Annotated in this window: 10 protein-coding genes; 5 read left to right on the top strand and 5 right to left on the bottom strand. The window is 72.4% G+C overall.

What is annotated here, in order from left to right; genetic code table 11:
- Positions 1–31 precede the first annotated feature (31 nt).
- Both DEJ12_RS16630 and DEJ12_RS16635 read left to right on the top strand, forming a co-directional pair.
- On the top strand, positions 32–610 hold the full coding sequence (locus DEJ12_RS16630) for a MarR family winged helix-turn-helix transcriptional regulator (protein WP_111030860.1): 579 nt from the start codon (positions 32–34) through the stop codon (positions 608–610).
- A gap of 36 nt (positions 611–646) precedes the next feature.
- The gene (locus tag DEJ12_RS16635; protein ID WP_111024957.1) at positions 647–1156 is read left to right on the top strand and encodes a DUF664 domain-containing protein; all 510 of its coding nucleotides are present in this window, start codon (positions 647–649) and stop codon (positions 1154–1156) included.
- Between the two features lie 164 nt (positions 1157–1320).
- On the opposite strand, the gene DEJ12_RS16640 is transcribed toward DEJ12_RS16635, so the two are convergent.
- The gene (locus DEJ12_RS16640) at positions 1321–3441 is read right to left on the bottom strand and encodes a DEAD/DEAH box helicase (RefSeq protein WP_111030862.1); all 2121 of its coding nucleotides are present in this window, start codon (positions 3439–3441) and stop codon (positions 1321–1323) included.
- A gap of 270 nt (positions 3442–3711) precedes the next feature.
- Complete coding sequence (locus DEJ12_RS16645; RefSeq protein ID WP_181433175.1) at positions 3712–4566, bottom strand: polyphosphate kinase 2 family protein; 855 nt, start codon at positions 4564–4566, stop codon at positions 3712–3714.
- A gap of 106 nt (positions 4567–4672) precedes the next feature.
- Here DEJ12_RS16645 and DEJ12_RS16650 point away from each other — a divergent pair, with 106 nt between their 5' ends.
- Positions 4673–5689 carry an alpha/beta hydrolase gene (locus DEJ12_RS16650; protein ID WP_146245135.1) on the top strand — a complete coding sequence of 339 codons (1017 nt, stop codon included), beginning with the start codon at positions 4673–4675 and terminating at the stop codon, positions 5687–5689.
- A 124-nt stretch (positions 5690–5813) separates the two neighbouring features.
- Positions 5814–6110, top strand: a complete 297-nt coding sequence (locus DEJ12_RS16655) for a hypothetical protein (protein ID WP_111024960.1) — start codon at positions 5814–5816, stop codon at positions 6108–6110.
- Here the strand turns inward: DEJ12_RS16655 and DEJ12_RS16660 are convergent.
- From DEJ12_RS16660 to DEJ12_RS16670, 3 genes are all read right to left on the bottom strand, one after another.
- Positions 6107–9577, bottom strand: a complete 3471-nt coding sequence (locus DEJ12_RS16660; protein ID WP_111030866.1) for an efflux RND transporter permease subunit — start codon at positions 9575–9577, stop codon at positions 6107–6109. The genes DEJ12_RS16655 and DEJ12_RS16660 overlap by 4 nt on opposite strands.
- Positions 9578–9686: 109 nt before the next feature.
- Positions 9687–10361: a DUF6518 family protein gene (locus DEJ12_RS16665; RefSeq protein ID WP_111030868.1), complete on the bottom strand. Its 675-nt coding sequence runs from the start codon at positions 10359–10361 to the stop codon at positions 9687–9689.
- A gap of 108 nt (positions 10362–10469) precedes the next feature.
- Positions 10470–11921 (bottom strand): PLP-dependent aminotransferase family protein, encoded by a 1452-nt coding sequence (locus DEJ12_RS16670; protein ID WP_258370629.1) that lies wholly within the window; start codon positions 11919–11921, stop codon positions 10470–10472.
- A gap of 61 nt (positions 11922–11982) precedes the next feature.
- On the opposite strand from DEJ12_RS16670, the gene DEJ12_RS16675 reads away from it, so the two are divergent.
- Positions 11983–12642: YitT family protein (locus DEJ12_RS16675; RefSeq protein WP_111030870.1), on the top strand; the 660-nt coding region annotated here is incomplete at its 3' end.

A 12642-nucleotide genomic window follows, 5' to 3' on the forward strand; every position in this document is an offset into this window, starting at 1 on the left:
AGTTCCCACCCTGTACCCGAGAAGAGCTCCCATGACGGACACCGACCCGGTCGTCCTCCCCCCGCACGCACCCGCCGTCCCCGCGGCACGCGTCGCCCCCACCACACCGCCGGCACCGATGTCGCCCGACGTCACTGCGCTCGACCCCGTCACCGCCGACACGGACCCCGACGCCGACCTGCCGCGACTGCTCACCGCCTTCCGCGTGCTCCAGATGCAGCACGCGCGCGTCTTGCACCACGAGAGCACGGTCCGCGCACTGAACGCCACGGACACCCGGTTCGTGTTCTTCCTCAGCGCCGCCGGCGGCCACGGCGTCACCCCGAAGCAGGCCGGCGAGTACCTCGAACTCACGACAGGCGCGATGACGTCGCTGATCGACCGGCTCGAGAAGCACGGACACCTGGAGCGTCGCCCGAACCCCGAGGACCGCCGGAGCGTGCTGCTGCACCTCACGCCGTCGGGCACGGCAGTCGCCCGCGAGGTCGGCGCCGTGTACTCCGACGCGTTCCGGCAGGTCGTCGCACCGTCCGACCGCGCCGTGGTCGCCGCCGCGTTCGAGGGCCTCGGTGCCGCCCTGGAGCGCCACCACCGCAGCGCCGCCGTGTGACAGCCGGTGTCACGGCCCGCGCGTAGCGTGAGCGCCATGACCCCCTCTGAACTCCTCACCGAAGCGTTCTCCCGCATCCCCGAGACCGTCGAGCGGGCCGTCGACGGGCTCTCCGAAGACCAGCTCGCGGCACGACCGGCAGCCGGGGCGAACACGCTGGCGTGGCTCGCGTGGCACATCGCCCGCGGCCAGGACGTGCAGATCGCCGACCTCGCCGGCTCCGAGCAGGTCTGGACGGCGGACGGCTGGTACGACCGGTTCGGGCTGCCGTTCCCGGCCGAGGCGCTCGGCTACGGCATGTCCCGCGACGACGTCGGGCGGGTGCGGGCCTCTGCCGAGCTGCTCACCGGGTACCTGCGGGCGGTGCACGAGCGCACCGTCGCGTACCTCGGCACGCTCGGCCCGGACGACCTCGACCCCGTCGTCGACGACGCGTGGGACCCGCCCGTGACGGCCGGCGCGCGACTCGTCAGCATCCTGGACGACTGCACGCAGCACGCCGGACAGGCGGGCTTCGTGCGCGGGCTGCTGTTCTTCAACCGCTGAGCGCGCGGGGCGCAAGCGCGCGCGGTCGCGCGGTCGCGCGGTCGCTTCGTGAGCAGGAATGGTCGGGTCCGACGTCGCGACCCGACCATTGGTGCTCACCATGTGACGGACGGGAGGCCCGGTACCAGCTGGTACCGGGCCTCCCGTCCGTCGTCTGGTCGCGACTAGCGCGCGGCGAGCTCCGACACGATGCCGTCACCGGGTGCGGCCTGCACCAAGTCCGCCTCGATCTCGGCGCGCTCGAGGATGCCCTCGATCTTGCGGATGCGTCCACGCGGGACGATCGTCACGACCGTGCCCTCCTTGCCGGCACGACCCGTGCGGCCGGAGCGGTGCATGTACGCCTTGTAGTCGTCCGGGGCGTCGGCCTGCACGACGAGCGAGACGTCGTCGACGTGGATGCCGCGGGCGGCGACGTCGGTGGCGACGAGCACGTTCACGCGGCCGCTCGTGAGCAGCTGCAGGTTACGCGTGCGGCGCGACTGGTTCAGGTCACCGTGGAGCGAGGTCGCGCGGATGCCGGCGTCCTCGAACTGGTCGGCCAGACGCTCGGCGTAGGCACGGGTCCGGGCGAAGACGATGGTCTTGCCGTCGCCGGCGACCAGCTCCTCGAGGAGACGGTCCTTCTCGCGCTGCTCGACCACGAGGACACGGTGGTCGATGGTCGAGGACGCCTGGTCCTCACCCGCGACCTCGTGCACGCTCGGCTCGTGCAGGAACTGCTCGACGAGCGCCGCGACCTGGGTGTCGAGCGTCGCACTGAACAGCAGCTTCTGCGCGCGGTTGCCCTGCGGGGTGACCTCGGCCGTGGCGGAGAGGATCTCCTGCACCGGCTCGAGGAACCCGAGGTCGCACATGTGGTCGGCCTCGTCGAGCACGGAGATGATGACCTCGCTGAGGTCGAGCTTCCCCTTGTTCATGAGGTCCTGCACACGGCCGGGGGTGCCGACGATGATGTCGACGCCGCGCTCGAGTGCGCCCTCCTGGCGGCCGTAGGGGACGCCGCCGTAGATCTGCGTCGTGAACAGGCCGACCGAGCGGGCGATGGGCTGCACCGTGCGGTCGATCTGCAGGGCGAGCTCACGGGTCGGCGCGAGGATGAGCGCACGCGGGGCGCGGCCCATCTTGCGCTTGGTGCCGCCGCCGTGCTCCATGAGCTTCTCGACCAGCGGCGCACCGAAGGCGATGGTCTTGCCGGAGCCGGTGCGGCCACGGCCGAGGACGTCCTTGCCGGCGAGCACGTCGGGGATCGTCGCCGCCTGGATCGGGAACGGGCTCGAGGCGCCGAGCTCCTGCAGGGCGCGGGAGATGTTGCCGCCGATGCCCAGGTCGCCGAAGGTCACGCCCTCGACGTCGGCCGCGATGGTGGCCTCGGCCTGGAGCTTCTCGAGCTTGACGTCGTCTGCGGGCACGAACTTGCCGCGCTCGGGCTCGTCGAACGAGCGGCGCGGGGTGCGGTCGCTACGGTCGTCGCGGTCGAACTTGCGCGGGGCGCGGTCGTCGCGGTCGAACGAGCGACGCGGGCGGTCGTCGTTGTCACGGCGGGGCGCGCGGTCGTCGCGGTTGAACGAACGAGGAGCGCGGTCGTCGCGGTCGAACTTGCGCGGAGCGCGGTCATCACGGTCGAAGCTGCGACGGGGACGGTCGTCGTTGTCCCGACGGGGCGCACGGTCGTCACGGTCGAACGAACGACGCGGGCGGTCGTCGTTGTCCCGACGGGGCGCACGGTCGAACGATCGACGCGGTCGGTCATCGTTGTCGCGACGCGGTGCACGGTCATCACGGTTGAAGCTGCGCGGGGCGCGGTCGTCGCGGTCGAAGCGACGCGGACGGTCATCGTTGTCACGACGGGGCGCACGGTCATCGCGGTTGAAGCTGCGCGGCGCACGGTCGTCACGGTTGAACGAACGCGGAGCGCGGTCGTCGCGGTCGAACGAACGACGCGGACGGTCGTCGTTGTCACGACGGGGCGCACGGTCGTCACGATCGAAGCGACGCGGGGCGCGGTCGTCACGGTTGAAGCCGCGACCACCACGGTCGTCGCGGTCGGGGCGACGCTGGCCGCCACTGTCACGCGGCTCCCAGTTCGGACGGGCCGGACGCTCGCCCTGCGACGCGCGACCGCGACGCTCCTCGGCGTCCCAGCGCTGCTTCTGGCGCGGCTGCGACGAGTCGGCGGCGCGGAACCCGCGGTGCTTGCTGCTGCGGGCGGCGGGGGTGCCGTTCGGGTGGCGGACGCGGTCGGAGGCGCGGTTGTCCGCGCCGCCCTTGTTGTACGGGGCCATGGCTGCTTTCTCGGGTGCGCAACGTACCGCAGCGCCCGACAGCGACATCGGCGGGGGCTGCTTGCGGAGAGGGGGTTCATCCCGTCGCGAGTCGACGTGATTCCAGCCCTCGAGCAACACACACCCAGCAGGATTTCCGTGATCACAATGTCACGACGTCGAAGGCCGACCGAGTGAGTCTACGCGAGCCGGTGCCCTGACGCCAGCCCCACGCGGTCCGACGGCGGCGTGCCGGGCGCGGGACGGGCCTCCAGGCCGGGGGACGCGCGCTCAGGACTCCGCGAGCCGCCGACGCTGCTCGGCGACGTCGAAGTCCGCCTTGGGCCAGGACAGGTGCATGTCCTCGAGCGCCCGGAGCAGGAGCTGCTGCACGGCGAGGCGGGCGTACCACTTGCGGTTCGCGGGGACGACGTACCAGGGCGCCTGCGGGGTCGACGTGCGGTCGAGGGCGATCTGGTACGCCTGCTGGTAGCGGTCCCAGAGCAGGCGGTCGTCGATGTCGCCCGGGTTGAACTTCCAGTGCTTGTCGGGGCGGTCGAGCCGGTCGCCGAGACGCTCGCGCTGTTCGTCCTTCGAGATGTGCAGCATCACCTTGACGATGGTCGTGCCGGCGGCGGCGAGGCCGTCCTCGAAGGCGGTGATCGCGCCGTACCGGCGTTCAATCTCGTCCGGCGCGGCGAGCCCGCGGACGCGCTGGGCGAGCACGTCCTCGTAGTGCGAGCGGTCGAACACGCCGAGCTGCCCGGCTGCCGGCAGCTGCTTCTCGATGCGCCAGAGGAAGTCGTGCTCGCGCTCCTCGGCCGTCGGGGCCTTGAAGCCGGCGTAGTGCACGCCGTTCGGGTCGACCGCACCGACGACGTGCGAGACGATGCCGCCCTTGCCCGCGGTGTCCATCGCCTGCAGCACGAGCAGCACCCGGCGCTCGTCGCCGGCGGTCGACGCCGCGTACAGGCGCTCCTGCAGGGCGGCGAGACGGGAGGCGCCGGCGGCGAGGGCCTCGAGGCCGTCGATCTTTCGGCCGGGGAAGCCCGGGGTGCCGTCCGGGTCCACCTGGTCGAGGCGGAACCCGGGTTCGACGCGGAGCAGTGGTTCGGGATCGGCGTTCCAGGCCTTGCGATTGCTCACGGGTCCTCCTGCGGTGCTCCGGTCGGCGGCTGCCGTGCTCATCCTCGCACTGCCGTCCTCCGCTCGGGTGACGTGGGCGGTCGCCGGGGCGGCTAGCGTGGACGTGATGAAGTCCGGCCGCCGCTCAGTGCTCGCGCTCGTCGCCGCGGTCGTGGCGCTCGGCGCGATGGCGTCCTGCAGCACGGACCCGGTCGGCGACGAGAACGCCACCGTGACCGCGGACAGCGTCATCTACCCGCTGTCGCTGCGGTACCACGGCATCGACGTGGTGGCCGACGTGCCCTACGGCACCGACCCGCTGCAGCGCCTCGACGTGTGCCTGCCCGCCGACAGCGACCCCGCGACGACGGCGACGCCCACCGCGACGCCGTCCGCCTCGGCCACCGCCGACCCTGATGCCGAAGCGGTCGAGGCCACCACCGGACGCCCGGCGGTCCTGATGATCCACGGTGGCAGCTGGTCGCACGGCGACAAGGCGACGGCCGCGTACCGGTCCGTGTGCAAGTACCTGGCGTCCGAGGGCTTCGTGACGTTCAACGTCGACTACCGCCTGGCCCCGACGGACCCGTTCCCGGCGGGGCTCGACGACGTGCGCCGTGCGCTCGACTACGTGTTCCGTCCCGCGACGCTCGAGACTTACGACGTCGACTCCCAGCGCGTGGGCGTGTTCGGCGGGAGCGCCGGCGGCAACCTCGCCGCGATGCTCGCCGTCACCGACCACGACTCCGCCGCGTACGCCGACGGTGACCGGGTCCGTGCCGTGGTGGACCTGAGCGGGCCGACGAACCTGACCACCCGGTCCACCGAGCCCGACGGGGTGTCCGCGGCCTTCCAGCGCAAGCAGCTGCTCTACCTCGGGTGCCGGTCGTACGCCAGGTGTCCGGCGGCCACGCGGGCGTCGCCCGAGTTCCACGTCACTTCGGACACCGCGCCGTTCTTCGTCGGGCACTCCACCGACGAGTTCATCCCGATGTGGGAGTCGCAGGAGTTCGCCGCGACGCTCCGGTCCCACGACGTCCCGGTGACGTTCGTGGCGGTCGAGGGCACGGCGCACTCGATCGCCCAGCTCGACGAGGCGATGAGCCGCCGCGTGGTCACGTTCCTGCGGACGCAGTTGGGCTGACCACGGGCGGCCGACCGGCTGCCGGCTGCCGGCTGCCGGCACAGGAGACCGACCGCGTGCCCCGGGTGGGTGCCACCCGGAGTCGGGACTGCCGCTGCCGACCCCCTGGCCGCAGACTTCGGGGGTGACCGACACCTCGACCCGCCCTGCCCGCGCCGCTGCGACCCGCTGGGACCGCCCTGCGCTGCAGACGTTCGGGGAGCTGCTGCTTGGGCTGTCGTTCGTCGCCGCGGTGTCGTTCGGCGGGTACGCCTCGGTCACCGGACAGCTGGCCGTCGTGTCGCAGGTCGCCGCCGTGGTGTTCCTCGTGACGCTGACCCTCGTGCTCGTGTCGTGGTTCCGGGCCGTCGAGCGCGAGGAGCGGACCGAGCGCGTCGTCGTGTCGCCCCTCGCCGCGATCGACGCCGAGTACCGCCGCTAGGCAGCGCTGCCGGAACGCGCCGCTCGTCGCCGCTGTCGTTCCTGCCGGAGTTCCACGCGTTCCTGGCGTCGCTCAGCGCGCGCCTGCTTCCGGGTCTTGCCCGCGGCGATCCGGTCGTCGTTGCGCTCGCGAGCCCGCTCGACGACGAAGTACAGCGCCGGCAGCACCACGAGCGTCAGCAGCGTCGAGGACACCAGGCCACCGATCACCACCAGTGCCAGCGGCTGCGAGATGAAGCCGGATTTGCCGGTCAGCCCGATCGCCATCGGCAGCAGCGCGAAGATCGTCGCCATCGCCGTCATCAGGATCGGACGGAGGCGTCGTGTGGCGCCCTCGATCAACGCCTCGCGCACCCGCAACCCGCGCCGTCGGTACTGGTTGACGAGGTCGATGAGCACGATCGCGTTCGTCACGACGATACCGACGAGCATGAGCAGACCGATCAGCGACGCGACACCGATCGGGACGCCCGACGCGATCTGCAGCAGGATCGCGCCCGTCGCCGCGAACGGCACCGACACGAGCAGCAGCAGCGGCTGGAGCAGGCTCCGGAACGTCGCGACCATGATCACGTAGACGATCAGCACGGCGACCAGCACCGCGAGCCCGAGCTGCGAGAACGCCGACGACTGGCTGGCGGCGACGCCACCGATCGAGGCGGTCGCACCCTTCGGCAGGTCGAGCTCGTCGACGGCGGTCGTGACGGACTGCACGGCCGCACCGAGGTTCGTGGCGTCCGGCGTCACGGTGATCGTGGCGGTGCGGGCCGCGTTCGTCGTGGTGACGGTGGTGGGGCCCTCGGACTCCTCGACCGTGGCGACGTCGGACAGCGGGACCGTTCCGGTGCTCGTCGGCACGTCGAGGGCACGGAGCGCGGCGATGGTGGTCGGCGGCTCCGGGTCGGCGATGTAGACGTCGAGCGTCGCGTCGTCGATCTCGATGCTGCCGGTGTCCCTCGGCGAGACCGCGGCGGCGACGAGGCCACCCACCTGGGTCTCGGTGAGACCGAGTGACGCAGCCTTGGCACGGTCGACCCGGACGGCGAGGAACGGTTCTGCCGCGGACAGGTTGCTCGTGGCGCCCGTGGTGTCCGGGACCGACTGCATGGTCTTCAGTACCTGGCGCGACGCCGTCTCGAGCTGCGACTGGGTCGGCGCAGTCACGTCGACCTCGATGTCGCTGCTGCCGCCGAACCCGCCGCCGGAGGACGCGATGGTGACCTCGCCGACGTCCTTGATCTTCCCGATCGACTTCCGCGCGTCGGCCTGGATCGTGGGCTGGTCGGCCTCGGCGTCGGTCGTGACGGCGTACTGCACCGAGGCGCTGCCGCCCCCGCCGAACGCCGCCTGGATCGACTGGCCGCTCGTGCCGATGGTGGTCTGCACGGTCTCGACGCCGTCGACGTCCTGCAGTGCCCGCTCGACCTTGCGTGCGGACTCGGACTGGACGGCGAGGCTCGAACCGGCCTTCAGGTCCTGTGTGACCGTGAACGTGTTCTGCCCCGAGTCGCCCAGGTAGTTCGTGGTGACGAACGGCAGCGTGGCGACCGTTCCGCCGAGCACGATCACGGCGAGCAGGATGACGACGACCGGCTTGCGGACGACCCACCGGAGCACCGGCAGGTAGACGCGGCGCAGACGGTCGACCCGGTCGGCGTCGTGCAGGTCCGCGGCGGAGGCGAGCGCACCCTCCGAGCGGTCGCCCTCGCGCGCGCGCTCGGCATCGATCTCCGACGGTGCCGCTTCTGCGTCCGTTGGTGCTTCCGCTGCCGCCGTCGCGTCGCCCGGCTTCGCCTTCGGCGGGCGCAGCCACCAGTACGCCAGGACCGGCACGATGGTGAGCGAGACGAACAGCGACGCGACGAGCGCCAGGGTGACCGTCACGGCGAACGGTCGGAACAGCTCCCCCACGAGTTCTGCGACGAAGGCGACCGGCAGGAACACCGCGACGGTGGTCAGGGTCGAGGCGGTGACCGCTCCGGCGACCTCGCGAACGGCGTCCCGCACGGCCTGGCCGCGGTCGACGCCGGGGAGCATGTGCCGCTTGATGTTCTCGATGACGACGATGGAGTCGTCGACCACGCGGCCGATCGCGATCGTGAGGGCCGCCAGCGTGATGATGTTGAGCGTGTACCCGGCGGCGCGCATGCCGATCGCCGCGAGGAGCACCGACGTCGGGATCGAGATCGCGGTGACGAGCGTGGAGCGCCACGACAGCAGGAACACCAGGATGACGAGCACCGCGAAGGCGAGCCCGAGCAGGCCCTCTTCGGCCAGGGAGTCGATGGACTGCTGGATGTAGGGCGCCTGGTCGAAGACGACGGTGAAGCGGGGGTCGCCCTCGATCTTGTCCTCGATGCCGGGCAGGGCATCGCGGACGGTGTTCGAGACGTCGACGGTGTTGGCTTCCTGCGTCTTCGTGATCGAGATCGTCAGGGCCTGCTGCCCGTCCACACGGCTGATGGAGGTGCGCGGCGACTCGGTGATGGCGACCTTCGCGACGTCGCCCAGGGTGGTGTCCGTCGGCGTGGCCGCGGGCGTCGACCCGCCCGTCGCGGCGTCACCCGTGGGCGCGGCACCGGTCGCGCCCGTGCCGGTCCCGGTCGCACCGGCGCCGGTCGCCCCCGTGCCGGTCGCACCCGCAGCCGTGCCGTCACCGGACGAGGCCGTCCCGTCGGCACCGGCGGCGCCCGCCCCGGAACCGTCCGAACCCGACGACCCCGACGACCCCGACGAGCTCGTGAGTGGCAGGGCGCGGATGTCCTTGAGTGACGCGATCCGCTCGCCTGTCTGCACCGACAGGGTCGAGCCGTCCTCGGTGATCGTGCCGCCGGGGATCAGGGTGCCGTTGTCGTCGAGCGCGTCCGAGATCGCCGTCTGGCTGAGGCCGCGGGCGGCGAGCTCGTCCTGGTCCGGCGTGATGACGACGCGACGACCCGGGTTGCCGAAGACGTCCGCCTGCCGCACGCCGTCGAGCTTCTCGAGGTCGGGGATCGCCGAGGCCTGCAGCCGGTCGACGAGCTGTTCCTGGTTGCCGGACGCCGAGACGGCGACCTGCAGCACCGGCAGGTCGTCGAAGGACCCGGTGACGATCTGCGTCTGCACCGAGTCGGGCAGCGACAGCGCGTTCACCGCGGTCTGGATCTTGTCCTCGGCGCTGGCCAGGTTCGATCCGTACTGGAACGACGCCGACACCACGCTCTGCCCGGTCGACGAGGTCGCACTGGTCGACTCGAGGTCCGGGACGACCTGGATCGCCTGTTCGATCTTGGTCGAGACGTCGTTCGACACGACCTCTGGCGTGGCTCCGGGGTAGGCGCTGACGATCGCGACCTGCGGGAACTCGACGCTGGGGATCAGCTCCTGCTTGAGGCTCGAGAGCGCGATGCCGCCGAAGACCGCGACCACGATCGTGACGAGCGCGATGAGGGCCCGGTTGCGCAGGCTGAAGACCGAGAGGAGGTGCACGTCATCGATCCTCGCAGGACCGACCGACGAACGTTCGGCTTGCAGCCAGAACCCGCCGTCGGATCAAGACGGAGCGGCGAGGACCCGCCGTCGGATCAGGACTGCAGGATCAGAACCCGCCGAGCACCAGGTACGCCCCGAGCACCGCCACCGTGCCGACCACCCCGGTGCCGAGCGCCACCACGCGCCCGACGGGTGAGCGGGTGCCGAGGACCCCGATGCCGAGCAGCACCACGCCGACGATGATCTCGACGGCCCAGGTGACGTGCCCCGTCGTCGCGGCGACCTGCAGCAGCCCGCGGATCCCCTCGCCGACGAGCACCGCGGCCGTCACACCGAACGCCCCCGCGCGCCACCGGGCGTCGCGGGACCGCACCGCCACGGCGACCGCTCCGGCCAGCAGCCCGGCCGGCACCCCGAGCAGCACCCAGGGGTTCGTGATCGACAGCACGTCGGGGAACCCGCGCAGGACCGTCGTGGCCCAGTACCCGACGTGCATGAGCTCGAGGAGCACGACGCCGAGCACCATCGCCAGCGGCAGGGCGACCCGGCCCCCTCGTGCTCCGGCCATCAGGCACAGCAGCGCGGCGACGAGGAACCACGGCCCGGCCGAGTTCGACACGGAGGCGAGCGCGGGCACGGCCTGCCCGAACGAGGTCAGGACGCCCGCCAGGAACGCCCCGCTCAGCGCGATGGTGACCCGCACCACGGCGGGGACCGCCGCGGGCGGCTCGACGGACGTCGGCACAGCGGAGCGGGTTCCGGCGGACAGGGTCGCGTTCATGGCACCAGCCTCGCCGGACCCCGCCGGAGCCGCATCACCCCGAGGAGCGAGAACCCCCGACCCGACCTCACCCCAGAGGATGACGCCGACCCCAGGACGACGCACCGCTCAGACCACCGCCGCCAACGACCCCCGCACGCCGCTCGTCTCGCCACCCACCCGTTCCCACGACCGGGACAGCACGTCCACCAATCGCCCCCGATCCGCCGGGGCCATCGTGAACGGCACCCGCAGGAACCGCTCGAACCCACCGTCCGGCCCGAACACCCCGCCCGAGGCGAGCACCACTCCCTCGGCCCGCGCGGCGAGCACGAGCGCGCTCGACACCGGTCGGCCGAGCCCCACCCACGTCGTCAACCCGCCCGCCGGTGCCGGGACGTCCCACTCCGGGAGCCGCGCCCGGAGCGCCCCCACGACGGCGTCGCGACCTTCGCGCAGGGACGCACGCCGCGCCTCCAGGAAGGCCGCCGTGCGCGGGACCAGCTCGCGCACGACCAGCTGGTCGAGCACGGGGGTGCCGAGGTCGCCCGTGGGGCGGGCGAGCAGCAGCCGCTGCAGCAACGCCGGGTCGGCACGGATCCAGCCGATCCGCAGGCCGCCCCAGAAGACCTTGGCGGCGGAACCGATCATCACGACCGACGACCCCGACGGGTCCGCCGCCGCCAACGGCGGCGACGGCTCCCCGTCGATCCGGAGCTCCCCCATCGTCTCGTCGGCGATCACGATCGTGCCGACCGAGGACGCGACCGACAGCAGGAGCCGGCGGGTCGATGCGGACATGGTCGCACCGGTCGGGTTGTGGAGCTCGGGCATGACGTACGCGACGGAGGGCGCGGTGCGACGCAGCGTCGTCTCGAGCGCGGCGGCGTCCCACCCGGTCCGCGCGTCGACGGGGACGCCGACCAGGCGTCCGCCGGCCTCGCGGAAGGCCTCGTGCGCGTGCGGGTAGGTCGGGGACTCGACGAGCACGGCGTCGCCACGGCGGACGAGCACGCGCGCGAGCAGGGCGATCGCGTGCTGCGCGCCGAGGGTGACGATGACCTGGGCGGGCTCCGTCGGCAGTCCGCGCTCGGTGTAGCGCGCGGCGATCGCGGCGCGGAGGCCGGGGTCGCCGACGGTGTCGTAGCCGATCCCGGCGAGCGCCGCTGGGACGTGCCGGACCGCCCGCTCGACCGCCTCGTCGATGCCGGGGGCCGCGTGCAGGGCCGCCTTGCGCAGGTCGAGCAGGTCCCCCTCGACGACTCCGCCCAGGCGTTCGGGGTCGGGCCGCCCGACCAGGTCACGGGGCAGGTGGACCACGCTGCCGGAGCCACGGACGGACACCAGGAACCCGTCGGAGCGCAGCCGGGCGTACGCGTTCGCGACGGTGGTGCGCGAAACGCCGAGGGCTGCGGCCAGTCCGCGCTCGGCCGGCAGCCGGACGCCCTGGGCGACCCGTCCGTCGATGACGAGGACCCGGAGGGCATCGGCGAGCGCCTCGTAGGCCGGGGCGTCGGTCCCGGCGCGCCAGTCGGTCAGCAGGTGGGAAGCGGCGCGGGCACTGATCAGGACAGGGGGCACGGGTCCACGGTAGCGCGATTGGCTCTCGACCAGCAGGCCAATCTGTCGGGACGATGGCCACATGCCCCGCCGCACCGCCCTCACCCTGCGCTTCGTCCAGCTCTTCGTCGGACTGTTCCTCTACGGCGCCTCGACCGCACTGCAGGTCCGAGCGGTCGTCGGCGTGAGCTCGTGGACCGTGCTGACCCAGGGGCTCGAGAACGTCGTGCCGTGGTCGTTCGGCGTCATCACGGTGGTGTCGAGCGGCGTCATCCTGCTGCTGTGGATCCCGCTCCGCCAGAAGCCGGGCATCGGGACACTGCTGAACGCCTTGGCGATCGGTCCGAGTGCCGACCTGGTGCTCTGGCTGGTGCCGGAGCCGTCGGGGATCGTGGCCCGGATCGGGCTGTTCGCGGCGGGACTCGTGCTGCTCGCGGTCGCGACGGCGTTCTACATCGGTGCGGGGTTCGGCACGGGCGCGCGAGACGGCCTGATGGTCGGGTTGCACCAGCGGCTCGGCTGGCCGATCTGGCTCGCCCGGACCCTGGTCGAGGTCACCGTCGTGATCGTCGGGTGGATCCTCGGCGGGGACGTCGGCGCGGGCACCGTCATCGCGGCGTTCGCGATCGGCCCGATGGTCCAACCGCTCATGCCCTCCTTCCGCCGGTTCCCGTGGAGCCCCGAGCGCACGGCCGCAGCGCGCGACGGCGCAGCACCCGCCGTCACACCCGCCCTGGAGGCC

It is taken from the genome of Curtobacterium sp. MCLR17_059, assembly GCF_003234665.1.
GTDB classification, from domain to species: Bacteria; Actinomycetota; Actinomycetes; order Actinomycetales; family Microbacteriaceae; genus Curtobacterium; species Curtobacterium flaccumfaciens.

Bases quoted from the DNA above. Each gene is read 5' to 3' on its own strand.
- DEJ12_RS16650 (WP_146245135.1), top strand. From the start codon at position 4,673: ATGAAGTCCGGCCGCCGCTCAGTGCTCGCGCTCGTCGCCGCGGTCGTG.
- DEJ12_RS16635 (WP_111024957.1), top strand. From the start codon at position 647: ATGACCCCCTCTGAACTCCTCACCGAAGCGTTCTCCCGCATCCCCGAG.
- DEJ12_RS16630 (WP_111030860.1), top strand. From the start codon at position 32: ATGACGGACACCGACCCGGTCGTCCTCCCCCCGCACGCACCCGCCGTC.
- DEJ12_RS16640 (WP_111030862.1), bottom strand. From the start codon at position 3,441: ATGGCCCCGTACAACAAGGGCGGCGCGGACAACCGCGCCTCCGACCGC.
- DEJ12_RS16665 (WP_111030868.1), bottom strand. From the start codon at position 10,361: ATGAACGCGACCCTGTCCGCCGGAACCCGCTCCGCTGTGCCGACGTCC.